Annotated in this window: 26 protein-coding genes and 1 tRNA gene; 15 read left to right on the top strand and 12 right to left on the bottom strand. The window is 28.1% G+C overall.

Annotation, left to right across the window (positions count from 1 at the left end; translation table 11 throughout):
- Positions 1 to 4: 4 nt before the first annotated feature.
- The 3 genes from CINS_RS07175 to dnaG all read right to left on the bottom strand — a co-directional run bounded on the left by CINS_RS07175 (position 5) and on the right by dnaG (position 3295).
- The gene (locus CINS_RS07175) at positions 5 to 355 is read right to left on the bottom strand and encodes a hypothetical protein (RefSeq protein WP_069107218.1); all 351 of its coding nucleotides are present in this window, start codon (positions 353 to 355) and stop codon (positions 5 to 7) included.
- A gap of 104 nt (positions 356 to 459) precedes the next feature.
- Positions 460 to 1443, bottom strand: coding sequence for an MnmA/TRMU family protein (locus tag CINS_RS07170; RefSeq protein ID WP_039651113.1), 984 nt, complete (start codon positions 1441 to 1443; stop codon positions 460 to 462).
- Positions 1444 to 1501: 58 nt separating this feature from the next.
- Positions 1502 to 3295 (bottom strand): DNA primase, encoded by a 1794-nt coding sequence (dnaG, locus tag CINS_RS07165; RefSeq protein WP_039651110.1) that lies wholly within the window; start codon positions 3293 to 3295, stop codon positions 1502 to 1504.
- A gap of 75 nt (positions 3296 to 3370) precedes the next feature.
- Between dnaG and CINS_RS07160 the strand changes: the two genes are divergently transcribed.
- From CINS_RS07160 to CINS_RS07135, 6 genes are read left to right on the top strand one after another with little or no spacing between them, the layout of a single operon-like run.
- Positions 3371 to 4333, top strand: coding sequence for a hypothetical protein (locus tag CINS_RS07160; RefSeq protein WP_039651108.1), 963 nt, complete (start codon positions 3371 to 3373; stop codon positions 4331 to 4333).
- Entirely contained in the window at positions 4330 to 4770 is a 441-nt protein-coding gene (gene rnhA, locus CINS_RS07155) for a ribonuclease HI (RefSeq protein ID WP_039651106.1), read from the top strand. Before CINS_RS07160 ends, rnhA begins: the two co-directional genes overlap by 4 nt.
- The gene (rnc, locus tag CINS_RS07150; RefSeq protein ID WP_052251992.1) at positions 4727 to 5431 is read left to right on the top strand and encodes a ribonuclease III; all 705 of its coding nucleotides are present in this window, start codon (positions 4727 to 4729) and stop codon (positions 5429 to 5431) included. The genes rnhA and rnc overlap by 44 nt, the downstream gene beginning before the upstream one ends.
- A complete protein-coding gene (gene aroC / locus CINS_RS07145; protein ID WP_039651101.1) occupies positions 5428 to 6513 on the top strand; it encodes a chorismate synthase in 1086 nt (361 codons plus the stop codon). Before rnc ends, aroC begins: the two co-directional genes overlap by 4 nt.
- Positions 6514 to 6567: 54 nt before the next feature.
- Positions 6568 to 7611, top strand: a complete 1044-nt coding sequence (locus CINS_RS07140; RefSeq protein ID WP_039651099.1) for a Cj0069 family protein — start codon at positions 6568 to 6570, stop codon at positions 7609 to 7611.
- A 31-nt stretch (positions 7612 to 7642) separates the two neighbouring features.
- Positions 7643 to 8263 (top strand): trimeric intracellular cation channel family protein, encoded by a 621-nt coding sequence (locus tag CINS_RS07135; protein WP_039651097.1) that lies wholly within the window; start codon positions 7643 to 7645, stop codon positions 8261 to 8263.
- An 18-nt stretch (positions 8264 to 8281) separates the two neighbouring features.
- Here CINS_RS07135 and CINS_RS07130 read toward each other — a convergent pair.
- From CINS_RS07130 to folE, 9 genes are all read right to left on the bottom strand, one after another.
- Positions 8282 to 8356, bottom strand: a tRNA-Glu gene (locus CINS_RS07130).
- Between the two features lie 64 nt (positions 8357 to 8420).
- On the bottom strand, positions 8421 to 9584 hold the full coding sequence (nhaA, locus tag CINS_RS07125) for a Na+/H+ antiporter NhaA (RefSeq protein WP_039651094.1): 1164 nt from the start codon (positions 9582 to 9584) through the stop codon (positions 8421 to 8423).
- A 77-nt stretch (positions 9585 to 9661) separates the two neighbouring features.
- Positions 9662 to 10633: a Fe-S cluster assembly scaffold protein IscU gene (locus CINS_RS07120; RefSeq protein ID WP_039651091.1), complete on the bottom strand. Its 972-nt coding sequence runs from the start codon at positions 10631 to 10633 to the stop codon at positions 9662 to 9664.
- A 10-nt stretch (positions 10634 to 10643) separates the two neighbouring features.
- Positions 10644 to 11819: a NifS family cysteine desulfurase gene (locus CINS_RS07115; RefSeq protein WP_039651088.1), complete on the bottom strand. Its 1176-nt coding sequence runs from the start codon at positions 11817 to 11819 to the stop codon at positions 10644 to 10646.
- Between the two features lie 130 nt (positions 11820 to 11949).
- Positions 11950 to 13104, bottom strand: a complete 1155-nt coding sequence (locus tag CINS_RS07110) for a hypothetical protein (RefSeq protein WP_039651086.1) — start codon at positions 13102 to 13104, stop codon at positions 11950 to 11952.
- Positions 13105 to 13183: 79 nt separating this feature from the next.
- Positions 13184 to 13363: a putative motility protein gene (locus CINS_RS07105; protein WP_039651084.1), complete on the bottom strand. Its 180-nt coding sequence runs from the start codon at positions 13361 to 13363 to the stop codon at positions 13184 to 13186.
- Between the two features lie 54 nt (positions 13364 to 13417).
- The gene (locus CINS_RS07100) at positions 13418 to 13906 is read right to left on the bottom strand and encodes a hypothetical protein (protein ID WP_039651082.1); all 489 of its coding nucleotides are present in this window, start codon (positions 13904 to 13906) and stop codon (positions 13418 to 13420) included.
- Positions 13907 to 13972: 66 nt separating this feature from the next.
- The gene (fliI, locus tag CINS_RS07095) at positions 13973 to 15280 is read right to left on the bottom strand and encodes a flagellar protein export ATPase FliI (protein ID WP_039651080.1); all 1308 of its coding nucleotides are present in this window, start codon (positions 15278 to 15280) and stop codon (positions 13973 to 13975) included.
- On the bottom strand, positions 15280 to 15852 hold the full coding sequence (folE, locus tag CINS_RS07090) for a GTP cyclohydrolase I FolE (protein WP_039651078.1): 573 nt from the start codon (positions 15850 to 15852) through the stop codon (positions 15280 to 15282). Before folE ends, fliI begins: the two co-directional genes overlap by 1 nt.
- Before the next feature lie 111 nt (positions 15853 to 15963).
- Here folE and tig point away from each other — a divergent pair, with 111 nt between their 5' ends.
- The 9 genes from tig to purN are packed head-to-tail and all read left to right on the top strand — an operon-like array spanning position 15964 to position 24883.
- Entirely contained in the window at positions 15964 to 17283 is a 1320-nt protein-coding gene (tig, locus tag CINS_RS07085) for a trigger factor (protein WP_039651076.1), read from the top strand.
- On the top strand, positions 17283 to 17873 hold the full coding sequence (gene clpP, locus CINS_RS07080) for an ATP-dependent Clp endopeptidase proteolytic subunit ClpP (protein ID WP_039651074.1): 591 nt from the start codon (positions 17283 to 17285) through the stop codon (positions 17871 to 17873). Before tig ends, clpP begins: the two co-directional genes overlap by 1 nt.
- 8 nt (positions 17874 to 17881) lie before the next feature.
- Positions 17882 to 18916, top strand: coding sequence for a GGDEF domain-containing protein (locus CINS_RS07075; protein ID WP_039651072.1), 1035 nt, complete (start codon positions 17882 to 17884; stop codon positions 18914 to 18916).
- Positions 18917 to 18919: 3 nt separating this feature from the next.
- Positions 18920 to 19438 (top strand): peptide deformylase, encoded by a 519-nt coding sequence (gene def, locus CINS_RS07070; protein WP_039651070.1) that lies wholly within the window; start codon positions 18920 to 18922, stop codon positions 19436 to 19438.
- Positions 19439 to 20947, top strand: a complete 1509-nt coding sequence (locus CINS_RS07065) for a YifB family Mg chelatase-like AAA ATPase (RefSeq protein WP_039651068.1) — start codon at positions 19439 to 19441, stop codon at positions 20945 to 20947. It begins immediately after the preceding gene.
- A 9-nt stretch (positions 20948 to 20956) separates the two neighbouring features.
- Positions 20957 to 21646, top strand: a complete 690-nt coding sequence (locus CINS_RS07060; protein WP_039651064.1) for an NYN domain-containing protein — start codon at positions 20957 to 20959, stop codon at positions 21644 to 21646.
- Between the two features lie 3 nt (positions 21647 to 21649).
- Positions 21650 to 22990 carry a DNA recombination protein RmuC gene (locus CINS_RS07055; RefSeq protein WP_039651062.1) on the top strand — a complete coding sequence of 447 codons (1341 nt, stop codon included), beginning with the start codon at positions 21650 to 21652 and terminating at the stop codon, positions 22988 to 22990.
- Complete coding sequence (locus CINS_RS07050) at positions 22974 to 24320, top strand: bifunctional ADP-dependent NAD(P)H-hydrate dehydratase/NAD(P)H-hydrate epimerase (protein ID WP_039651060.1); 1347 nt, start codon at positions 22974 to 22976, stop codon at positions 24318 to 24320. The genes CINS_RS07055 and CINS_RS07050 overlap by 17 nt, the downstream gene beginning before the upstream one ends.
- Positions 24311 to 24883 carry a phosphoribosylglycinamide formyltransferase gene (purN, locus tag CINS_RS07045; protein ID WP_039651058.1) on the top strand — a complete coding sequence of 191 codons (573 nt, stop codon included), beginning with the start codon at positions 24311 to 24313 and terminating at the stop codon, positions 24881 to 24883. Before CINS_RS07050 ends, purN begins: the two co-directional genes overlap by 10 nt.
- Positions 24884 to 24890 lie beyond the last annotated feature (7 nt).

The following is a 24890-nucleotide window of genomic DNA, read 5'->3' as shown; positions in this document are numbered from 1 at the left end:
AAACTCAATAAGCTCTTTTTTTGCAATCTATTTCAATTTTCTTAATGGTCATATTTTGTGGTTGATCTTGAGTGTTGTTTTGCATATAACCTTGAAAAATTTCAGCTTCTATAAAAGTTCCTATTGTTAAATCTTTAAAAGTACCATGTTTATCCATGCCAAGAAACCCACAATTATCCATATCTATTTCTGTGTTTGGTAATATTTTCATATTTACTTTTTGTCCATAGGTTGTATCCACTAAAATTGTTTTTGTTGTATCATCTACATTTACAATTGTTCCATATATTCCATCTGCATATATAAAATTTGAAAATCCTAGAATAGCTAAGATGGCAGCTATTTTTTTTATCATTTTATCTCCTTTACAATTTTTTATCTGTAATTATAATATACTTTATTGGTTACATAATAGTGAATTAAAATAAGCAAAAATTTAAATAAATATTATTAAAGGCATTAATTTATAAAAAATTCTTGAATCTTATCTTTATTATCAAAAGCCATACTTTGAAATATTTTATCTTTAAAACCTATGTTGTAACAAATATTTGTTTGAGTTTTTGCATATGTTAGTGCTATACTTAAAGCTAAATTTAAATCTTCATTGTTTATCTTTTTATCAACTAAAGAATAAGCTCCTACTAAATCAAATAATTTCAATTCCTCATATTTATCAGTTTTCAATTCTTTTAAGAATCGGTTTTCTAGTTCATTTCTTCCAACAATCATCTTAGAACCATTTGGAAGTCTTAAGTGGCGACCATATTTTAATAATTGTGCGTCATTAACTTGCATATCTTTATCAAATTTTATAAAATCTCTTATTTTATTAGAAAAGCTTTCAAGTGTTAATAAGCAACCCCCGCCAGGACTTTCAAAATCTTCAAATCCAAATTTTGCAGCAAGTTCAAGTTGCCTTTTTCTGCTTCTACCACTAATATTTTCTAATTTAATTCTATCTACCCAACCTTCTCGTTCAGGCTTTGTTATAGGTAAATTTTTTGCACACATAGGACGTAAAATTAAATCTTCTTCATCTGAAGCTAATTTTTTTACTTTGGCCATAGCATCGTTTCTTTGGCTCATAGGACGTTGACCTACTACTTCTCCTGTGATGATAAAGCTTGCATTTTCATCTTTTAACATAGAAAGAGCAGTTTTAAACATAAAAGCATGACAATCAATACAGGGATTAAAATGCTTTCCATAGCCATATTGTGGATTAAATAAAACTTCTTGTAGGTAAGCATTTCTTACATCTATCATTTCAAAGCTAGCTCCAGCCATTGCAGCCCGTTTAGCCATAATTTCACTTTTATCGCTTGTTCCGCCAAATCCTATATTTATATTAAGAGCTTTTACTTCTATTCCTTGTGAAGTTATTAATTTTATAGCGAGCATAGAGTCAAGACCGCCGCTAAAAAGTGCCAATGCTTTCATTTATTCCTTTCAATTTTTTTATAATTTTATTTTAAAAAATTTAATTTATTTTTTAAATTTAGAAAAAATCACTATCAATATGTAAGCAAAGTAGATGTTTTTTTTTAATACTTTGTTGTAAATTTACAAGAAAAACCTCTAATTCATGTTCATTGTTTAAAGTTTGTATAGTCTGTAAAATCTCATTTAGATGAGAGGTAAAAATAGTATTATCTTTACAAATTTTTTTAATTTTTTCTAGGTTTTGATTTAAGATATTAAAAATTTGTTTTTTTAAAGCTTGAGTAAGATTTAGATTTTTTGATCTATTAAAAAAAGCTAAATTAATTTTACAGATTGCATATAAAAATTCTTCAAAATTATTTAATTTTTTTATATTTTCATATTCGTATAATTCTCTAATACTTGAATTTTCAAAGTTTTTATTTTCTAAAATAGCTTCAATAATTTCTTGATGTATAAAATATTCTTTAGAACTTATATTATTAAAAATTTGTATTGATTTAGGATTTTCATGTAGAAATTTTAGTAATTCTAATTCGCTGATATTATTAATTAGAATTTGCTTTTTAGGGAATAAATTAGTAGTAAAAGTTTTAGATTTATTTATTTTTGAAAGTTTGATATCTTGAGAATTTACTCCTAATAAATTTGCAACTAAATTAACATAAGAATTTGCAATTAGAGGTTCTAATAAAAATGTATATTTTTGTACTTCTTCTAAGGCTTTTTGTTTATTAAAAATCGAATTTAAATCAAAATTCGCAATTAAATTTCTTAAATAAAATTCGCACAATTCCACACCTTTTTCTAATATAGAAAATAATAATTTTTCTTGATGATTTGCTACAAGTTCAGCTGGATCTTTTCCACCTTCAAGTAAAACGACTTTACCATCAATTTTTGCTAAGCTTAGTAAATATGCTGAACGGATAGCAGCTTGTAATCCAGCATTATCATTATCAAAACACAAAATAACTCTTGCTTGTAATCTCTTGATTAAAGGAATATGATTTTCTCCTAAAGCAGTTCCTAAAACTGCTACCGAATTTTTAAATCCAGCTTTATGTAAAGCAATAGCATCCATGTACCCTTCACAAATTATCATTTCTTTTTGTTTGTAAATTTCATCTTTAGCGAGATTGAGTGCATAAAAAATTCTTGATTTATCAAACAATTTATTTTGTGGAGAATTAACATATTTTGCCATATTATTTTCATCTAGAGTTCTTCCACCAAAGCCTACTAATAAATTTTTGTGATCATAAATACTAAAAGTAATGCGATTAATAAAACTTGCATATAATCCGTTTTCATTTTTTTTGATTATGCCAACTTCTAAAGCATCATTGGTGTTTATTTGCTCATTTTGTAATAATCTTAATGTTTCGTTTGAGCTAGGAGCATAGCCTAATTCGAATTTTCTAATATCATCATCATTAAGACCTCTTTTGTAAAGATATGACAACATTTCTTTATTTTTAGATAAATTTTGTTTATAAAATACATTAAGACTTGGCAAAATATGCATAATAGATTTTTGATTATCTTGTTTTTGTGAAGTATAATTGAGTGAAAAGTTACTCCATGAAGCAACTTTTTCAACTGCTTCAATGAAATTTAGTTTTTCATAATCCATTACAAATTTAAAGACATTTCCACCTGCTTTGCAAGCAAAACAATGATAAAAACCCTTTATAGAATTAATATGCATGCTAGGATTTTTATCATCATGGAAAGGACATTTACAAACATAGCTTGAGCCTTGTTTTTTTACTTCAATATAATGAGCTATAATATCAACAATATCTGTTTTTTGTAAAAGTTGTTCTATACTTGCTTGTTCTATCATTTTTATACCTTAAAGAAAATTATATAAGCATTTAGCTATAATTGTTATAAATTTAAAACTTAAAGTTGTGGTTAGATGGATTTTTTCTTTGTAGAATATAGAGATCCTTTGTTTGGACTTATTGTTTTGACTATATTGGTCTTTACTATAGCTAGCTCGCATTATATTTGGTGTTTTTTTGCCAATAAAGATCAAAAAAATAAATTAGATCGTTTTGTTAAGAAATTTGAAATTAATTCAACTCATCAAGAGCTCTTAAAGAACGCTAATTTAAGTATAGAAAATTTAAATTTTTTAGCTGAAATTTTTACTAAAAGTGGAGAATTTGAAAAAGCTGTTGGAATTTATTTAATCGCATTGCAAAAAACAAATGAAGCAAATCAAAAAGAATATATATTTTTTTCTTTAGCAAAAGTATATTTAAAAGCTGGATTTTTAGAACGTAGCGTAGAATCTTTACTTAATGCTTTAAAAATAAGATCTCGCAATAAAGAAAGTTTAAAACTCTTAAAAATAGTGTATTTAAAATTAAAACAATACGATAAAGTTTTAGAGGTTTTAGAGTGCTTGTTTGAACTTGGAGAAAATATCTATCAAGAAAAAGCTTTGATTAAAGCTTTAAAAATTCAAGCAAGTTCAAAAAATAAAGAAGAAAAAATTCGTAATATTTTAGCTTTATCCAAAGATAATGAAAGTGTTTTAAGGCTTTGTTTTTCCTATGATAAAGATAGTATGGATAACATGCCTAAATTTGAAAATATTATTGATTTGCTAGAGAATTTCGATGAAAGTTTTAATATTAAAGATTCTAAATATCATGAATTTTTTTATGCTAAAAACATTGAAACGAGTCCTATTAAATTGAGTAATGAAAAATTTAAGATATTAAAAATTTTAAATGATAATGGAGTAAGAGCAAAACTTTCTTTTACTTATATTTGCGATAATTGTAAAAATCAATCTCCTTTATTTTTTTATCATTGTCCAGTATGTTACGAATTTAATACTTGTAAAATTTATTATGAGGTTAAAACTTGAAAAGTATTGAAATTTATACTGATGGTTCGTGTTTAAATAACCCTGGATTTGGTGGGTGGGCTTATATACTAAGTTACAAAGATCACAAAAAAGAAAATAGTGGTGCTTGTGAGAATACAACAAATAATCGTATGGAATTGATGGCCATTATACAGGCTTTAAAGGCTTTGAGAGAACCTTGCGATATAAAATTATATACTGATTCTAAATTGATGGTTCAAAGTATTAATGAGTGGCTAAAAGAATGGATTAAAAAGGATTTTAAAAATAAAAAAAATACCGATTTATGGCAAGAATACCTTGCAATTTCAAAAATACATAAGATTGTTGCTATTTGGATAAAAGCACATAATGGACATGAATTTAACGAGCGTTGTGATATGTTGGCAAGAAATGCTGCTTTGGAGTTGCAAAAAGAAAGGTCTAAAAATGTTTAAAAAACTTCAAGAACGTTTGAATTATTATTTTAAAGATGAAAATTTATTAATTGAAGCTCTTACGCATAAAAGTTACAAAAAGCCTTACAATAACGAAAGATTAGAATTTTTAGGTGATGCGGTAATGGATTTGGTGGTTGGAGAATTTTTATTTTTTAAATTTAAACAAGATTCAGAAGGAAATCTTTCAAGATTAAGAGCAGCATTGGTGAATGAAAAGTCTTTTACTCATTTAGCGGAAAAACTTGAGCTTGGAACATATATTTTTATGTCTGCTGCAGAGGAAAACAATGAAGGAAGAAATAAATCTTCTATACTATCAGATGCTTTTGAAGCTTTAATTGGAGCATTATATTTGGAAATTGGTTTTGAAAAAACTAAACAAATAGCCTTAAAATTACTAGAAGAAGTTTATCCTCATATTGATACTCAAAGTTTATTTAGCGATTATAAGACTAAGCTTCAAGAAATAACACAAGCTGATATGGCATCAACTCCTGAATACATTGTAATAAAAGCTTTTGGACCCGATCATAAGAAACAATTTGAAATAGCTGTAAAAATTCAAGGTGTAGAATTTGCAAGATCAATAGCAAGTAGTAAAAAAGAAGCTCAGCAACAATGTGCAAAAATTGCTTTAGAAAAATTAGGAAAATTATGAATACTTTTGGAACTAAATTTAAATTTACAAGTTTTGGTGAATCTCATGGGAAAGCAGTTGGATGTATTATAGATGGTATGCCTGCTGGAATTAAATTTGATGAGGAATTTTTACAAAAAGAGTTGGATAAAAGAAAACCTGGAAAAAATAAATTTTCTACTCCACGCAAAGAAGAAGATAAGGCTCAAATTTTAAGTGGTGTTTTTGAGGGTTATACAACCGGAACTCCAATAGCTATAGTTGTTTTTAATGAGAATCAACATTCAAAAGATTATGAAAATATAAAAGATTTATTTCGTCCAGGACACGCTGATTATACTTATTTTCATAAATATGGTATCAGAGATTATAGGGGCGGTGGAAGATCTAGTGCAAGAGAAAGTGTAGCAAGAGTTGCAGCGGGTGCTGTAGCAAATATGCTTTTAAGAGAATTTGATATTCATGTTATGAGTGGAATTTATGGAGTGGGAAAAATTGAAAGCGCTTTAGATAGTCATCAATATGATTTTGATTATGCTTTAAATAGTGAAATTTATACCTTAGATAAGGAATTAGAACAAGTTTTTAAAGAAGAAATTTTAAAAGCTAAAAAAGCAAAAGATAGTGTAGGTGCAAGAGTTTTTACTAGGATAAAAAATCCTTTTAAAAATTTAGGAGAACCTATATATGATAAACTTGATTCTAAGTTAGCACATGCAATTATAGGAATAAATGCAGTTAAGGCTATAGAATTTGGTGAAGGTTGTAAAAGTAGCTATATGTTTGGTAGTCAAAATAATGATTTTATAAAAGATGATAAATTTTTAAGCAATCACAATGGAGGAATTTTAGGTGGAATTTCGAATGGAAATTTCATAGAATTTAGAACTTTTTTTAAGCCTACCCCTTCTATATTTTTACCTCAACAAACTCAAACTATTTGGGGCAAAAATACAATTTGTAAATTACAAGGTAGGCATGATCCTTGTGTTGGAATTAGAGGGAGTGTTATTGTAAATGCTATGGCTAGTATTGTTATGGCTGATGCACTTTTAGTTAATACTAGTACTAATATAAATAATTTAAAGAAAGCATATAAATAAAATTTAATACTTGCTTGGTTATTATTGTATTACATTTTATAAGAAGGAGCTAGTATGAAAAAAAATATAGTTTTTTTCGAGGTTAGAGGCGGAAGCGATAAAGGTGAGGATGGCCATAGAAAAGACACTATGCCAATGGTAAATGCCCTCAAAGAACAAGGCTGGAATGCTGAAGTTATCTTTTTTGAACTTGATAAAAAAGATGAAATTTATGAATATGTAAAAAATAATGCTGATGCTTATGTTTCAAGGATTAATCCAGGAAATTTAAAAGAGGAAAATGAATATTTTGATATGTTAAGAAAACTTTGTGCAGATGGTGTTATAGGTATGCCTCATCCTGATGCAATGATAGGTTATGGGGCAAAAGATGCACTTACAAAACTTAATAAAACCGCCTTAGTTCCTGAAGATACTTACGCATATTATGATATTAAAACTTTTAAAGAAAATTTTGTAAAAACTTTGGCAAAAGGAGAGAGAGTTTTAAAGCAAAATCGTGGTTCTACTGGTGAGGGTATTTGGCGTGTAAGATTGATAGATGAACTTGAATCAGGTGTAACAAGTGTCCCTTTAGATGCTAAAATCAAATGTACTGAAGCAAAAGATAATCATACAGAAGAAAGAAAACTTGGTGAATTTATGGATTTTTGCGAACAATATATCGTAGGTGATAATGGTATGCTTGTGGATATGACTTTCTTACCTCGTATTAAAGAAGGTGAAATTAGAATTTTAATGCTTTATCATACTCCAATATATGTAGTACATAAAAAACCAGCCGAAGGTGCTGACGCTTTTTCTGCAACACTCTTCTCTGGTGCTAAATATAGATATGATGAACCAACAGAATGGAAAGAATTAATTGAGTGGTTTTTAGCTACTTTACCAGAAATTCGAGCAAAACTTGGAAATTATGATATTCCTTTAATTTGGACTGCAGATTTTATATTAGATACAGATGAAAATGGTAAAGATAAATATGTTTTAGGTGAAATTAATTGTTCTTGTGTAGGATTTACTTCCCCAGCTGAATTTGTTAATCCTATCGCTAAAAAAGTTGCTCAAAATATCATAGATATTGTTAGTAAAAACTAATCCTTGTTATTTTAACAAGGATTTTTAATTCATGCTTTTAACTATACTTTATATTATAGGAATTACTGTTGATGCTATGACTGGTGCCATAGCTGCAGGACGTCATAAAATGGATCTTTTTGGGGTGATATTCATTGCTTTGGTTACAGCAATCGGTGGAGGATCTATTAGAGATATATTACTTAATCACCACCCTCTTACTTGGATTAAAACTCCAGAATATGTAGTTTTAGTTTGTGTTGCTGCAATGATTACAACAAAGATTGCAAAATATGTGATTAAACTTGAAAAATTGTTTTTGATTTTGGATGCCATAGGATTGGTAGTGTTTAGTGTATTAGGAGCTCAAATTGCCATTCAAATGGGTTATGGATTTATTATAGCTGTAAGTTCTGCTGTTATAACAGGTGTTTTTGGAGGAATTTTAAGAGATATACTTTGTGCTAGAATTCCATTAGTTTTCCAAAAAGAAATTTATGCTGGCGTAGCTATATTAACTGGAGCTTTATATTATATGCTTCATATTATTGAAATAAGTGACTTATGGGTAATATTAATTTCTTTATCTATAGGAACTATAGCTAGATTGCTGGCGATATATTATGGTTTATCATTACCTATATTTTCTTTTAAAGAAGTAGATAAAAAGTAGCTTTTTATTATGTAGTGGTGGTGACCCATACGAGACTCGAACTCGTGTTACCGCCGTGAAAGGGCGATGTCCTAACCGCTAGACGAATGGGCCAAAAATAAAAATAAAATTATATCTAATTTTATTTAAAAAAATCTGAATAAAGTCATAAATAACTTTATGACTTTTTATTTTTATATATTATTTTTAGGTAAAAATATCCAACAACAGCACTTAAAAATGATGCAATGAGTATAGCTAATTTATCAGAATAAGCAAATACATCACTATTTTGATAAGCTAAACCATCAATAAAAAAACTCATTGTAAAACCAATACCTGTTAAAATACAAACTCCGTAGAGTTGTTTAAAATTTGTGTTTTTAGGTAATTTAGCCAAGCCTAGCTTAATGCTTATATAAGAAAATATAAATACACCAATTTGTTTGCCTAAAAATAGACCTAATATAATTCCTAAACTAACAGAGGAAAATATAAAATTAGGATCCATATCTTTTAAATCTACTCCAGCATTTGCAAAAGCAAATATAGGTAGAATGAAATAAGTGACCCAAGGAGTTAAATCATGTTCAATATTTTTTAAAAAAGTTTGACCACTTTTAGTATCTAAAGGTATAAAAAGAGCTGTGATTACTCCTGCTAATGTAGCATGAACCCCGCTTTTTAGCATACTTATCCAAAAAATGATAGCTACAACGATATAAAATGATTTTTTTGTAATATGAAAATGATTGAGGAGATATAGCGCAAATATGCATATTAGAGCCGCTATCATCGCATATACTGAGAGTTCACTAGTGTAAAATAATGCAATAACAATAATTGCACCTAAATCATCAAAAATAGCTAAAGATAGTAAAAATAATTTTAATGATATAGGTATTTTATTGCCTAAAAGCATTAAGATACCTACAGCAAAAGCTACGTCTGTAGCGGTCGGTATAGCCCATCCTTGTAGAGCAAAATCATCTTGATAATTAAAAAATGCAAAAATTACTGCTGGAACTATCATGCCACCTAAAGCAGCAAATATAGGCAAAGACATAGCTTTAATGCTGTTTAATTGACCTCTAGTAATTTCATACTTTAATTCAAGTCCTATAGCAAAGAAAAAAATAGCAATTAATCCATCATTTATCCATAGTATTAAAGGTTTAAAAATTTCCAAATTTCCAGCTTGAACTCCAAAAGGAATGTTTAAAAAATTCGTATACTGGTCGGTTAATGAGCTATTTTGCAAAATAAGTGCAAGTACAGTAAAAAAAATCAGTAAAACACCGGGAAAAGTTTCACTTTTAACAAAATTTTGAACTCTTTGCATTAAATAAGCCTTTTAAATATTAATTAAATAAATATTCTATCATAAAAGGCTTATTTTTATATAAGATTGTTGTTGTATTAAACAGGAATAACGCGTATATCAGGACTAAGTTCTTCCTGGAGTATATTTTCTATCGCATACAAAGTTGCCCCGCTTCCACTAGAACAACCACTACATGCACCAAGATAGCGAATATATATATCAATATTTTTATTTTCACTTTTTTGAATATCAATAACTTCTAAATCTCCACCATCTCCGTGTAGCATTGGACGAACTTCGTTGTCTAAGATGGCTTCTATAGCTTTTAGTTGCCCAACAGTTGTCATTTCGCTAAAAGCAAGATCTCCTTTGCTTTGTTCTACTAGTTTTTCTTTATCCATTTCTGCTCTAGTTTGAGCTAAAATATCTACTAAATAATATTCTCTCTTTTCGTGACCACCTGGTTTGATACAGGATTTACAAAAAGCTCCAGCTTTGGTATATTGAGTAATTTCTTCTACACTTTTTAAATCATTTAGTTTGATTACTTCTTTTATAGTTCCAAGACTAACTCTAGCACATTCGCAAACAATAATTTGATCTTCAAAATCTTCAGGATTTATACCTTTGTATTGAGCAGCAGCTTGTTTAATGACATCGTATGCCATAACAGAGCAGTGCATTTTTTGAGGTGGAACAGCGGGAGTGTCAGGATTATCTCTCATTGCGAATTCAACATCTAAATTTGTAATTTTTACAGCTTCATCTACTGTTTTCCCTATACAAAGCTCAGCCATAGTATCACTACTTGCTATAGCTGTCCCGCAACCAAAACTTTTAAATTTAGCATCTAATATTTTATCCGTTTTTTCATCTACTAGCCAATAAAGTCTAACAGCATCTCCGCAACTTTCAGCTCCAAAATCAGCTACGATTAATTTTGCATTTTCTTTTTTTGCATCATCTTCTGTAAATTCACCCATATGTCTAGGATTATTCATCCTATCTTGAACTTTATTTGAGTATTCATCCCAAATAGAACCACCAATTAAATTATTTTTTGCCATGTTTTATCCTTTAATTATTAGGCTTATAAGCATAAGTACTTGAAATTTGTCTTAACCTTTGTGTAGCTTTTTTAATTTGATCAGCTGCATAATCAATCTCTTCTTCAGTATTAAATCTTGATAGAGATAATCTTAAAGCCGTATGAGCTAAATCATTTTCAGCACCGATAGCTTCCATAATAGGATTACTCTCGAGTGCTTCACTAGCACAGGCTGAACCAGTGCTAGCAGCTATACCGTTTTTATTTAAATCCCAAAGCATTGCTTCGCCTTCAACTCCTTTAATACTGGCTAAAATTGTATTAGGAACTCTTCTTGAACGATCTCCAACCACGCTAGTATCAGGTATAGCTAAAATGAGATCTTCTAATTTATCTCTTAATCTTCTAATATGTGAATTTTCAAAATCAAGCATAGTATTAGCTATTCTTAAAGCTTCTGCCATAGCTACTATATAAGGGACATTTAAAGTTCCACTCCTTCTACCGCCCATATGCTCCCCACCATGTAGCAGAGGGGTTAATTCTAACCCTTTTTTTATAAACAATCCACCAACACCTTTTGGTCCATGAAATTTATGAGCTGAAAAAGAGGCAAAATCTACTCCAGATTTAGCAAAATTTACTTTTATTTTTCCGACAGCTTGAGTAGCATCTGTATGAAATAAAGCTCCATATTCATGAGTTAATTGAACCATTTCTTCTATAGGAAAAATCATTCCTGTTTCATTGTTTGCCCACATAACACTCACTAGAACAGTCTTGTTAGAAATTACATCTTTTAAATTTTCTATTTTAGAGATTCCTTCATGATCAACTTCAAGTTCTATAACTTTAACCCCTAATTTTTTCAAAAACATAGCAGTCGCAGCCACTGCTGGATGTTCTACACTTGAAATGATAATTTCATTTCTATCTGAATTTAAAATTTTGTCAAAATAAATGCCTTTTAAAACCCAATTTATACTTTCAGTAGCACAAGAGGTAATTATAATATCATCTAAATCATTAGCTCCAAGTCCTATATAAAGCTTATCCATAGCTTCCTTTAAAGCAGGGTGAGTTGAGCTTCCCCATTGATGAAGACTATTGGGATTTCCATAATTTTCTTCAAAAAAAGGCTTCATCAACTCATAAGCTTCTGGTGCGAGTTGAGTTGTAGCATTGTTATCTAAATATACCTTCAAAATATACTCCTTTTTTAATTAGGATATTTTTTATCTTTTTTGCGTAATATACACTAAAATATTAAATTTAACTTTAAATAAAAAGATAAGTTATTGTTTGTTTTAAATATGTTTAGTATTTTAGCATAAGTTAAGCCATTGCATTTAAATATGAGTGTAAAATCTTATTTATACTAGCTTGTCTTTTTCTATGTTCTAAAAATTGTGTATCCAAATTTATTTTTTGAGAATTAATTTTTTCAAGATTAATATTTTCACTTTTTGTATTGAAGTCACTTTTTAAATTTTCAAAATCTTTATTTAGTTGTTCTATATAGAGTCCATAAATAGAACTTGAATTAGCAAATTCTTGCATGTTGATACTATGCTGATAGTTGATGTATTGTTGAAAGAAAACGGATAATTTATCTTCTGAAGTGGTATTTTTGTCTACTCCATTGATATATAGATATAAATCAAAACTCATTTTTTCTTTATTGTTTTCATTGATATAATCATCGATTTCAAGTTCTCCATTCATAAGTTTTTGAAATTTCATATTAGAAGAAAAATCAAGTTCTATGGGAGATAAGAAGAAATTTGCTTTTTGATCGTTTTGTTCTTTAATGTCGTGATATATATAATTTAAAAATAAACCACTTTTGGAAACTTCAGCATTTTTATTTAGATAGGGTTTTATGACAGAATTGTTTGAAGTGTTTTCTATACTAAATTTAAATGCAAAATCACCTATTTTATTATCAAGCATTAAAATATTTAAATTTTTATTAATATTTTTTGCATCTAAAAGATTCTTAGAATTTTCATAAACTTTTAAAATTTTACCATCGTAATCATAACTATAACCTTGATTTAACTTTAAAATTTGACTTTTGTTTAAATATAAATTATTGTCTGATTGAAATTCTGGGTTAATTGTTTTTAAGGCGTTGTGATAAGAGTTTAAAAGTTTTGGCAAATCAATTTTGTTGTAGTTTAAATTTTCATCTAATTTGGTAAGTTGTTTAGAAATTTCTCTAATGCTTTTAATGTTTATATCATAATCAAGAGGAATTTTTGCATTTTTATTTAAATCTTTTTCGAAAAATCCTCTCTCATCTATTCTAAAGCCAAATTCGCTAGCATAGGTTGTTTTATGATTGTCAATATTATGTTGAGGTTTGGAATTTATAAAATCATTTTGAGTAATGTTAGTATCTTCTTTTTTAGATTCAATCTTTTCAGATTTTGTGAAAGGATATGTTGAAAAATTTTGATAAGGACTAATATTTGAATTTATAAACATGACTCTTCTTTTTAAAAATATTGCTTTATTTGCTAAAAAGCAAAAGGTATGCCAATATTTTTAAATCGAAGAGAAAAGATTAAGCGTAGATATCAAGTGATCCTGAACTATTAGCAGGAGTAGTAGTTGGAGCAGTGCTTGCATCTACGCCTTCAAGTACCTGCATTACCGCATTTTCTTTTGCTTCTATGGTTTTTTTCATTACATTTGTAGCAATATTAAGCATTAAACTTGCTTGATTATTGGTAATTTCGCCCATAACTTACTCCTTATTTTTGGATTCTTAAGTATTATCGGCAAAATTTCATTAATCTTAAGCAAAATTATAAATTTTTGAAAGATAATAATTATAGGTTTTGTCTTTTTCTTCTAAAATATCAATGTAATTTTTAAATTCATCTGTATTTTTAAATAAATTTTTCATATGTATAAATAATTCTTGCGAAAAATTTTGGATATTATTTTGAGATTTAAGATATCTTTCTAGTTGGTAAATTTTTGAAATTTCATTTTGATATTCTTCTTTGGTAATTTTTTGTGCTTGAAAATTTTCATTTAAATTACTTTTGTCATTGAGAATAAAAGAACGCTTTTGATTGTTTATTTTAAATTCTACTATGAAATTATCTTTTGAGGTTATGATTTTCATATATTTTAATTTTGCTTTATTGTCTGTAAGTTGAAAGCTGATACATTCAAGAAACATTTGGGTATAAATTTCTTTTTCAAAAATGTTTTGGCAAATATCAACATATTTTAACCCAAAATTAATATCAAAATCTAAAACTGCTGTATTTGACATATTGTATCCTTTTTACTCACATATTTTTATATATGTTGAGTAAAGAAGCAAAAAATATTCCATAAATTAAGATTCAATCATTTTTAGCATATTTATAGTATCTTCAAATTCAAAATTTTCTTCGGGATTTTGACTGAGAAATTGCTGCATAAAATCTTTTTTCATTATAGCTTGATCAAGTTCTTTATCACTACCTTTTTGATAAGCTCCTATGCGTAATAACACTTCATTTTCCTTTAATAAAGAATTTAAGCGTTTGAATTTTCTTGCATATATCTTATGTTCATCACTAATGATATCACCCATAACCCTAGAAGCTGAATTTTGAATATTAATTGGTGGATAAATTCCAAAATCGGTCAATTCTCGACTTAAGACTATATGTCCATCAAGAATTGATCTACTTTGATCAGCTATAGGATCACTCATATCATCACCATCGACAAGAACTGTGAAAAATGCTGTGATAGTACCCTTTCCTTCTTCTTTTCCTGTGCGTTCCATGAGTTGAGGTAAAAGACTTAAAACACTTGGAGGATAGCCTTTAGTTGTGGGTGGTTCACCAAGTGCGAGCCCTATTTCTCTTTGAGCCATAGCAAAACGTGTTACACTATCCATTATAAAAAGAACATCTTTTCCTTGTTCTTTAAAATACTCTGCAACACTCATAGCACAAAATGCACCGTATTTTCTCATTAAGGCACTATCATCACTTGTAGCTACAATAATAACTGTATCATCGAGTTTTCCACCGAGATTTTTTTGTATAAATTCAGGAATCTCTCTACCGCGCTCTCCTATTAATGCTATAACTTTGATAGGGGCCTTAGAATTTTTAACTATCATCCCCATTAAAGTGGATTTTCCAACACCACTTCCTGCAAAAATACCTAATTTTTGACCAACTCCACAAGTTAAAAGTGCATCAATAGTTTTCACGCCAACTGGGAAAACTTCATCAATTAAACCACGCTTCATTGCATCAATAGGAGCACGCATTATTGGCATAAATTTATCAGCTTCTATGGGGGCTTTGCCATCTTTTGGTCGCATAAAAGGATCTACTACACGTCCTAATAAGGCATCGCTTACCCCGATTTGCATTCCAGCATCATTAATAAAAGCACGATCTCCTATTTTAAAACCTTCTACAAAACCAAAAGGACTTAAATAGCTTAAATGTTCATCTACTTCCACAACCATAGCCATAGCTTCTTTATTTTCATCTTCATTTGAAACTATTTTTATAATATCACCTATGCTTGTTTTTAAGCCATTAATTTCTATACTTGTGCTTGAAATTTTAGTAATTTGCCCAAAAACACTAGAAAGATTTTGAGAAGAAATTTTGTTTCTAAGTTTTTCTAAAGCCATTAAAATCTTACCTGTTTTGCTGAATTAATTAAGGTAAAAAATTCTTTTCTTGTTTTTTCATTTTTTAAAAAAATTCCTCTTAATGCAGAAGTGCTCGTGGTTGAATTTGCTTTTTGAATACCCCGCATTTCAACACACATATGTCTTGCCTCGATAACAACTCCAACACCTTTTGCTCCAACATATTTCATTAATGATTCTGCAATTTGCTCTGTGAGTTGTTCTTGTATTTGTAAACGTCTTGCAAAAACTTCAACCAAACGTGGAATTTTGCTAAGACCAACAACTTTTTTATCAGGAATATAAGCGACGTGAATTCTGCCAAAAAATGGTAACAAATGATGCTCACAAAGGCTATAAAATTCTATATCTCTTATTAAAACCATTTCATTGTTTGAGCTTTCAAATAATGCATCGTTTAAAATTTTTTTTGGATCTTGTTTATAACCACTAGTTAAAAATTCAAAAGCTTTAAAAACTCTTGTAGGAGTTTTTAAAAGTCCTTCTCTAGAAGGATTTTCTCCTATAAGTTCTAAAATATTTTTTACTGAATTTTCAAATTTTTCTTGCATTTTTACTCCATAAAAAATTAAAATTTTAACATATTTTTATTTTTATATGAAGTGATAAGGAAAAATTTGGTATATTAAGGATAAATTTTATTTAAAAGAGGGAAAAATACTATGGAAGTTACAGCAAAATTACTTGATTTTGCAAATGCAAATGCTACTATTAAAATTGCTCAAGAAGTTATCAATAATGAAATTGAAAAATTGGCTAAAAAAGCATCTAAAACAATTAAAATGGATGGCTTTAGAGCGGGAAAAGTTCCAGTAGCTACAGTGATTAAAAGATATGGCAAAGAACTTACAAAAGATGCAGAACAAGATCTTTTTAAAAATGCTATAGATAATATTTTAAAAGAAGTAAAAAAAGATGTGAAAGATTTAGTAGGTGAACCATATTTTGAAACTTTTGATAGAAAAGATAATGGAATTGAAGCTACAATGATATTGTCATTTAAACCAGAAGTTAAGATTGAAAATTACGAAGAATTGATTCCAGCTTATAGCACCCCAAAAGTTACTCAAAAAGAAATTGATGCTAAGAAAGAAGAATTATTAAAAAGATATGCAACTCCAGAAACAATAAAAGAAGATAGAGCAATAAAAGAAGGTGATTTTGTTAAATTTGACTTTGAAGGTTTTGTAGATGATAAAGCTTTTGATGGAGGTAAAGCACAAAATTATGTTTTAGAAATTGGTTCAAAACAATTTATACCAGGGTTTGAAGATGGTATGATAGGACTTAAAAAAAATGATGAAAAAGATATTAATGTTGTTTTTCCAAAAGAGTATGGTGCAGCGCATTTAGCAGGAAAAGATGCTGTGTTTAAAGTAAAAATTCATGAAATTCAAGAGCTGAAAATGCCTGAATTAAATGATGAAATTTTAAAAAGTTTATTGCCTGATGAAAAAGAAGTTAGCATTGAAAAGCTTGATACTAAGATTAAAGAACAAATTAAAAATGAAAAACTTTTTAAACTTATTAATGATGAGCTTAAAAATGAGTTTGCAGAGGCTTTGGTAAATAAATTTGATTTTGTTTTACCAAAAAATATAGTTGAACAAGAAACAGATATGCAATTTAGAAATTCTTTAAGAAATTTAAGCGAGGAAGAATTAAAAGAGTTTAAAGATGAAGCAAAGTACAAAGAAAAAAGAGAAAGTTTTAAAGAAGATGCGCAAAAAAGTGTGAAATTGACTTTTATCATTGATGAGTTAGCTAAACTTAGAAATATACAAGTAAGTGATCAAGAATTAATTCAAGCTGTATATTTTGAAGCTTATAGATATGGTGTCAATCCACAAGAACATTTAGATAATTATAAAAAACAAGGTGCATTACCAGCAATTAAAATGGCATTAATAGAAGAAAAACTTTTTGCTGATATTTTCAAAAAAAATGATAAAAAGAAAACAGAAAAAGAAAGTGAAAAATAATGAGTTCTTATATTCCTTATGTAGTTGAAAAAACGAGTAGAGGTGAGAGAAGTTATGACATTTATTCAAGACTTTTAAAAGATAGAATTGTTATGTTAAGTGGTGAGATCCATGATGATCTTGCTGCTTCTATAGTAGCTCAATTGTTATTTTTAGAAGCTGAAGATCCACAAAAAGATATTTATCTTTATATTAACTCACCAGGAGGAGTTGTTACAAGTGGCTTTAGTATATATGATACTATGAATTATATTAAGCCTGATATTTGTACTATTTGTATAGGACAAGCTGCATCAATGGGTGCATTTTTGTTAAGTTGTGGTGCTCAAGGGAAACGTTTTGCTTTACCAAATTCAAGAATAATGATACATCAACCACTTGGCGGAGCTAGAGGTCAAGCAACTGATATAGAAATTCAAGCAAGAGAAATATTAAGATTAAAATCAATTTTAAACGATATTTTAGCTAAAAATACAAAGCAAAAATTGTCTAAAATAGAAAAAGATACAGATAGAGATTTTTTTATGAGTGCACTTGAAGCTAAAGAATATGGATTAATAGATAAGGTATTAGAAAAAAGCTTTAAATAGGAAAAACAATGCTTGATGATGATTTATTTGCCGATTTAAATTTACACAATGATTTGTCTTTTGTAAAAGAAGCTCCAAAAATTCAAAAAATTAGTGGTGGAGAATTTGAGAAATTTGTAAAGTCTATTTTATCTGAGCTTATAAAAGATAATATACCTCCTACCCCTACTAATTATAATGTATATTTTCAAAAAATGTTAGATGGACGCCCTTTAACTTTTAAGAAAAAAATTAATGAAATTATGGAATTTGAACAAAATGATGATGATACAAGGCGTGCAAATATTGAGCAAGAAATAAAAAAAAGCTTTAGTTCAACATCTACACTGGTGCATTATATAGCAATGATTTATAAGCATCTTGAAACTATGAAAAGTATGTTAAAAAAGAGAAATTCTGAGCTTGCTGTGAGTACTGGGAATTTATCAGTATCTAATGTTATTCATGCTCTAGAAGCCGATCTTTTAAGATTTTCAAATATTTTAGAGCGATATTCTGATGAAATTAGAGAAAATTTTGATGAAGTAAGACAAATTTATAAACAAATAGAAGAACAAAGTGATTTTGACTCTAAATTTGGGGTTTATAATAAAAGATATTTTTTAGAAAATTTAGAAAAGAGCATAGAAAGTAATTTAAAATATGGTTATCACACTACTTTATTATTTTTTAAAGTAAAAGATGAAACTTTAGATCAAGCTTATGCTCAAAAAGACAAAATAGCGTTTTTAAAAGGTATTTGTAAGATTTTTGCTAAAAATATTCCTTCAGGTTATACTGTGGCCCATTATGGAAATAATGTCTTTGCAACGATTATGCCACATACAAATTTGGATAAAGCACAAGAAATTTGTGATAAATTTTTAGAATCATTAGAAAATTCAAATTTTTTTCTTGCTGATAAAGAAATTCAAGTTGATGCTCAGCTAGCAATAGGCGTAGTAAATAAAGATAGCAAAAGTGAAGAATTAGTTGATAAATGCATTAATGCCTTAGAAGATACAAGAAAAGACCTGACTCCTTTTGCAATAGTAGAAAGATAAGTTATGATAAGAGAAATAATTACCTATCCAAATCCTAGATTGTTTTTGCAATCACAAGAAGTAAAAGAATTTGATGAGCAATTGCATATTTTATTAGATGATATGTATGAAACTATGATAGAAAATAAAGGTGTAGGATTAGCAGCTATTCAAGTAGATATTCCTTTGAGAGCCTTGCTTGTAGATATTGGAGATGAAGAGGGTATACAAAAAGATAAACAAACACTTTTAGAAATTATAAATCCTATTATAACTGCCTTGGATGATGAGGTAATTTCATGTAATGAAGGTTGTTTAAGCATTCCTGGTTTTTATGAAAATGTGATGCGCTATAAAAATATAAGATTAGATTATCAAGATCGTTTTGGTAAAAAACAAAGTTTAAATGCCCATGATTTTTTGGCTGTAGCTATTCAACATGAAGTTGACCATTTGGATGGACATTTGTTTATAGAAAAGCTTTCTTTTTTGAAGCGTAAGAAATTTGACAAAGAATTTAAGAAAAAATCTAAAAAAAGCTAGATGAAGAAACTCAAATGCGCAAGTTTTTCTGATCAACTTGATATTATAGAAGTAGAATCAACATTTACACGAGGTTTACCTGGTTTTAATATAGTTGGCTTACCAAATTCAGCGATTAAAGAAAGCACAGAAAGAATTAAGGCAACTTTATTGAGTCACAATTTTTCTTTTCCAGCTCAAAAAATTACTATCAACCTTAGTCCCTCAGATATACCAAAAAATGGATCTCATTTTGATTTAGCTATAGCTATTTTAATTTTATTTCAAAAAGAAAATTTAGATGATTTTTTTGTTTTTGGAGAACTTGGTCTAGATGGAAGCATTAAAAGTACCGCTAGAATGTTTTCGTTATTACTTTTTTTGAGTTCTAAAATAGAATATGCGAAAGTGGTAGTTCCTAAATCTATAGCATTAAAAGCCTCAATGGTACCAAATTTGCAAATTTATGCTTTAGAAAATTTAACACAAGCTATGGATTTTTTCAAAAATAAAAATTATGAAAACTATAGTGTTAAAAATGCCCATCCTTTGTTTTCAAAAGCTATAGAGATTCAAGGACAAAAATATATCAAAAATGAAAATTTTGTACATGATTTTAAAGATGTTAAAGGACAAGAAAATGCCAAATTTGCTTGCATGGTAGCTGCCCTTGGCATGCATAATATTTTGTTCGAAGGTAGTCCAGGATGTGGTAAGAGTATGTGTGCTAAAAGAATTTCTTATATTATGCCACCTCAAAATTTAAAAGAAATTCTTTCTCAAAATGCTTATAAATCTTTAAATTCTTTAGATGATGATCTAAGTGCTAATAGAATTTTTAGAAGTCCACACCATACAAGTACTAGAGCAAGTATTTTTGGTGGTGGAACTAAAAGTGCTAAGATAGGAGAAGTAGCATTAGCAAATGGTGGAGTATTATTTTTTGATGAATTTCCACACTTTTCTAAACAAATTATAGAAAGTTTAAGAGAGCCGTTGGAAGATTATAAAATTTTGATTTCTAGAGTTAATAATAAAGTTGTTTATGAAACTAAATTTTTATTTGTATGTGCTCAAAATCCTTGTCCATGTGGAAATTTATTTTCCAAAAATCAAACATGTCGATGTCAAGAAAATGAAATAAAAAAATATAAAAATAAAATTTCTTCACCTATACTAGATAGACTTGATCTATATGTTGCTATGGATGAGATTTCATATGAAGATAAATCAAGTTTTGATTCTAAAAAAATGAGTGAATTAGTTTTTGAAGGATTTGTTTTTCAGAAAAAAAGAAATCAAAATGAATTTAATGCTAAATTAAATGAAGAACAAGTAAAAAAATACTGTGTGCTTGATATAGATGCTCAAGAAATTTTAAACAAAGCAATTGTTTCATACAATCTTTCTCAAAGAGGTGTGAATAAAACTTTGAAAGTTGCACGAACCATCGCTGATTTAGAACAACAAGAGCAAATTTCAAAATCTCATTTGTTTAAAGCTTTAAGTTTTAGAATGAGGAATTTATAGAGGTAGAATATGGAAAATAAAAGTATTGCTGTGTTTATCGATGCAGAGAATATTCCTTCAAAATATGCAAAATCTATTTTTGATATAGCTTCTGAATATGGTGAAATTGTAATTAAAAGAATTTATGGTGATTGGACACAGAAAAATATACAAAACTGGAAAGATCAAATTGAGCAATATTCTATTATTGCTATGCAGCAATTTAATTTTATTGCCAATAAAAATTCTAGTGATATGTATTTAATTACTGAAATTATGAGTGTTTTTTATGAAAAAAAAGATATAGATATTTTTGTAATTGTTTCAAGTGATAGTGATTATACAAGTTTAATCCAAAAGCTTAAAGAAGCTAAAAAACAAGTTATAGGTATGGGATTAAAACAGGCTGTAAAATCGTATGTAAACTCTTTTAATGAATTTTTTTATCTTGATAAAGATAATTCCAAGGATAAAACTATCATTGATAAAGAATATATCAAAGATTTGATCAATATTACAGAAACTCTTATAGAAGAAAAAGGTCGTGCAGAATATGCTCAAATAAGATCAAATATGAATAGAAAACATGCTAACTTTACCCCACAAAATTTTAATTTTAAAAATTTTAGAGCTTTGGTGAAAGAATTACTGCCAAAAATGAAACAGTTTAAAGAATCTAATGAAAAAAATATATATTTTCTTGAAAAAGTTAAAGGTTAGCTGATGGAAAATATTTTAATTGCTTTATTAAGTGTTTTAGCTTTATCTTTAATATGGCTTATTTATAAAATTCAAAAAGAAAGAGCAAAATTTGAAATTTTAAATCAAAACTATGTGTTGATGCAAAATCAAAATGATATTTTAGAGCAAGAAAAGCAAAATCTTTTAGAACAAAAATCTAAACTTATTGAAGAAAAAATGGTTATTTTGTCTAAATATGAAGCATTAGAAGCAAGATTTAAAGAAAAAGAACAAAATCAAAAAGAATTTTTAAATTTGCATTTACAAGAACGTAGTGCGATAAAAGAAGAATATACTAGGAATTTGAATCAGCTTGAAGAAAAATATAAACAAAATTTATTAGAATTAAAATATGAGTTTGAGCAAAATTTGCAAAAACAAAATACTAATATTTTAAATCAAAACAAGCTTATGTTTAATGAAGATGCAAAAAAAATATTAGAAGAAATTTTCCTACCTGTAAAAAAAAGTGTTAAAGAATATAGTGAAAAACTTTTGCAAAATGAGACAAGTTTAAAAACAAATATAGAGCATATGTTTAAGTTTAGTCAGAATATGGGAGAAAATGCTGAAAAATTAGCTAAAATTCTCAAAGGAGATAAAAAAATTCGTGGAAATTTTGCAGAATTACAACTTAAGTCCGTATTAGAAAATAGTGGTTTAATTGAAGGTACTCAATATAAATTACAAGAGAAATTTAAAGATGATGGTAAAACTTATATACCCGATGCTGTAGTTTTTTTGGATAAACAAAAAAGTATTATTATAGATGCTAAATTTTCTTTACCAAATAATTTTAATTTTGAAGAACTTGAAGGGCAAACTATTAAAGAACTTGCATTTAATTTAAAAGCAAGGATTGATGAATTAGCAAAGAAGCCTTATACGCAGTTTGATAAATATACTTATGAGTTTGTTTTGCTCTTTATACCTTATCAAAATATTTTAGACTTGATTTTAAGTATCGATGTTGAAATTTACCAGTATGCTTATAAAAAAAAGGTATATCTTACAACGCCTAATACACTTTTTATGGCGCTTAATACAATTAATATTTCATGGAAAAATATACAAAGCAATGAAAATATTTTGAAAGCATTTGAAGAACTTGGTAAATTTCATGATAAATTTGCTGGACTTTTAGATGATTTTGAAAAAATTAAAGATAATGTTAGAAAATTAAACACTAATATAGACAGTATGCAAACTAAATTAACCCACGGTAGTGGTAATATCGCTTCAAGAATAGTAAAACTTAAAGATCTTGGAGCTAAAACTCAAAAATTAATTCAACAAGAAATAAACAATGATAGCAATATGTAAAAATAATACTAAATTTGAGCAAGAGCTTTACAATAAAGGTTTAGATGAACTTATTATGATGGAAAATGCTGGGATTGAGCTTGCGAATTTTATTCTTAAGAAAAGTAAAAAATTTAAAAATGCAAAAATATTATTTTTGCTTGGCGGAGGGAATAATGCAGCAGATGGATTGGTTGCCATTAGACATCTTAAGAATTCTAAAGCTTATTGCTTCAATTATAAACAAAGTGAATTATTTCAAAAGCAAATTCAAATTTTAAAAAATACTGGATATAAATTTTTAAAAAAAGAACCAAAATTTAAACATTTTGACATTATTATAGATTGTATATTTGGAAGCGGATTAAATAAAAATTTGGATGAAAATTTACAAAAAACATTGCTCAAGGTTAATAGAACTAAAGCTTTAAAAATAGCATGTGATTGCCCTAGTGGAATAGGATTTGATATATGTTTTAAGGCAGATTTTACTTTGTGTATGGGTGTAGTTAAAGAGAGGTTATTGGAAGATTTTGCTAAAGAGTATGTAGGCAAGATAAAACTTGTGCCTTTAGGATTACAACTTAAATCATTTGCAACACAAAGTTTTTTACTTCAAGCAAAAGATTTAAAGCTTATAATTAGAAATGTGACTTCAAATAAAGGAAATTTTGGACATATTTATGTGTGTGCGAGTGAGAGTGCAGGTACCTTAACAGGGCTTGCTGCTTTAGAATTTGGAGCCGGTCTTGTGTCTTTGATAGCAAAGAGTAGTTATTCGCCATTGCTTATGTTAAAATCAAATATCAACAAAGACGCTAGTGCTGTTGCTTTAGGTATGGGACTTGAAAATTTGGAAATATTAAAAGATGAAATATTAAAACAAATTCCACTTGTGTTGGATGCAAATTGTTTTCAAAGTGAAAATCTACTTTTGCATTTAAATAGGAGCGATGTGATAATAACTCCTCATCCTAAGGAATTTACTAATCTTTTAAGATTGTGTTTTAATGAAGAAGTTAAAGTAGAAGATATTCAAAAAAAGCGCTTTTTTTATGTATCAAAATTTTCATCTGTGTATGATTGTGTGCTGGTGTTAAAAGGTGCTAATACTATAATAGCCCAAAAAGAAAAAAAATATGTAATCAATTGCGGTAACGAAGCGTTGGCAAAAGGTGGAAGCGGAGATGTGCTAAGTGGGATGATAGCAGCTTTACTTGGCGCTAAATTTAGTGCCTTAGAGGCAGCAAAAAATGCTGTTTTAGCTCATGCTTTGGTAGCTAAAAAATATAATAAAAACAAAAATAGTTTTGATGCTTTAAAGTTAATAAAAGGATTAAAATGCTTATAAGACTTGCAATATTATTTAGTGGAAATGGAAGCAATTTAGAAAATATTTTAGAAAAATTGCATAAAAAAACTTTTGGACAAAATACTTTTGAAATTGTTCTTTGTATAAGCAACAATAAAGATGCTTATGGTATACAAAGAGCTTTAAAATATGACATTGAAACTATCATTATAGAACATCAAAAATTTAAAACTAGAGAAGAATTTGACACAAATTTAGTAAAACTTATTAAAGAAAATCAAGTTGATTTGACTATATTAGCTGGATTTATGAGAATATTAAGTCCTGTTTTTACACAGAATATAAAAGCTATTAATCTTCATCCTTCTTTGTTGCCTTTATTTAAAGGTGCAAATGCTATTAAAGAAAGTTATGAAAGTGATATGAAAGTTGCTGGAGTGAGTGTGCATTGGGTAAATGAGGAGCTTGATGGAGGTAAAATCATAAGTCAAAAATCTTTTGATAAAGATAGGTTAAATTTTGAAGAATTTGAAGAAAAAATTCATATTCTAGAACACGAGATTTTACCCTTAACTATAGTTCAAATTTTTGAAGATGATTAATTTTTAA

The organism is Campylobacter insulaenigrae NCTC 12927, assembly GCF_000816185.1.
Taxonomy (GTDB): Bacteria; Campylobacterota; Campylobacteria; order Campylobacterales; family Campylobacteraceae; genus Campylobacter_D; species Campylobacter_D insulaenigrae.
This window is presented reverse-complemented; position numbering and strand designations above follow the sequence as displayed.

Coding starts and splice junctions, on each gene's coding strand:
- CINS_RS07060 (WP_039651064.1), top strand. CDS start 20,957: ATGGAAAATAAAAGTATTGCTGTGTTTATCGATGCAGAGAATATTCCT.
- aroC (WP_039651101.1), top strand. CDS start 5,428: ATGAATACTTTTGGAACTAAATTTAAATTTACAAGTTTTGGTGAATCT.
- dnaG (WP_039651110.1), bottom strand. CDS start 3,295: ATGATAGAACAAGCAAGTATAGAACAACTTTTACAAAAAACAGATATT.
- CINS_RS07055 (WP_039651062.1), top strand. CDS start 21,650: ATGGAAAATATTTTAATTGCTTTATTAAGTGTTTTAGCTTTATCTTTA.
- CINS_RS07050 (WP_039651060.1), top strand. CDS start 22,974: ATGATAGCAATATGTAAAAATAATACTAAATTTGAGCAAGAGCTTTAC.
- CINS_RS07170 (WP_039651113.1), bottom strand. CDS start 1,443: ATGAAAGCATTGGCACTTTTTAGCGGCGGTCTTGACTCTATGCTCGCT.
- CINS_RS07120 (WP_039651091.1), bottom strand. CDS start 10,633: ATGGCAAAAAATAATTTAATTGGTGGTTCTATTTGGGATGAATACTCA.
- CINS_RS07105 (WP_039651084.1), bottom strand. CDS start 13,363: ATGGGCGAAATTACCAATAATCAAGCAAGTTTAATGCTTAATATTGCT.
- CINS_RS07140 (WP_039651099.1), top strand. CDS start 6,568: ATGAAAAAAAATATAGTTTTTTTCGAGGTTAGAGGCGGAAGCGATAAA.
- CINS_RS07160 (WP_039651108.1), top strand. CDS start 3,371: ATGGATTTTTTCTTTGTAGAATATAGAGATCCTTTGTTTGGACTTATT.
- CINS_RS07135 (WP_039651097.1), top strand. CDS start 7,643: ATGCTTTTAACTATACTTTATATTATAGGAATTACTGTTGATGCTATG.
- rnc (WP_052251992.1), top strand. CDS start 4,727: ATGCTGCTTTGGAGTTGCAAAAAGAAAGGTCTAAAAATGTTTAAAAAA.
- clpP (WP_039651074.1), top strand. CDS start 17,283: ATGAGTTCTTATATTCCTTATGTAGTTGAAAAAACGAGTAGAGGTGAG.
- tig (WP_039651076.1), top strand. CDS start 15,964: ATGGAAGTTACAGCAAAATTACTTGATTTTGCAAATGCAAATGCTACT.
- CINS_RS07065 (WP_039651068.1), top strand. CDS start 19,439: ATGAAGAAACTCAAATGCGCAAGTTTTTCTGATCAACTTGATATTATA.
- CINS_RS07075 (WP_039651072.1), top strand. CDS start 17,882: ATGCTTGATGATGATTTATTTGCCGATTTAAATTTACACAATGATTTG.
- CINS_RS07175 (WP_069107218.1), bottom strand. CDS start 355: ATGATAAAAAAAATAGCTGCCATCTTAGCTATTCTAGGATTTTCAAAT.
- CINS_RS07110 (WP_039651086.1), bottom strand. CDS start 13,104: ATGTTTATAAATTCAAATATTAGTCCTTATCAAAATTTTTCAACATAT.
- folE (WP_039651078.1), bottom strand. CDS start 15,852: ATGCAAGAAAAATTTGAAAATTCAGTAAAAAATATTTTAGAACTTATA.
- fliI (WP_039651080.1), bottom strand. CDS start 15,280: ATGGCTTTAGAAAAACTTAGAAACAAAATTTCTTCTCAAAATCTTTCT.
- CINS_RS07100 (WP_039651082.1), bottom strand. CDS start 13,906: ATGTCAAATACAGCAGTTTTAGATTTTGATATTAATTTTGGGTTAAAA.
- def (WP_039651070.1), top strand. CDS start 18,920: ATGATAAGAGAAATAATTACCTATCCAAATCCTAGATTGTTTTTGCAA.
- purN (WP_039651058.1), top strand. CDS start 24,311: ATGCTTATAAGACTTGCAATATTATTTAGTGGAAATGGAAGCAATTTA.
- nhaA (WP_039651094.1), bottom strand. CDS start 9,584: ATGCAAAGAGTTCAAAATTTTGTTAAAAGTGAAACTTTTCCCGGTGTT.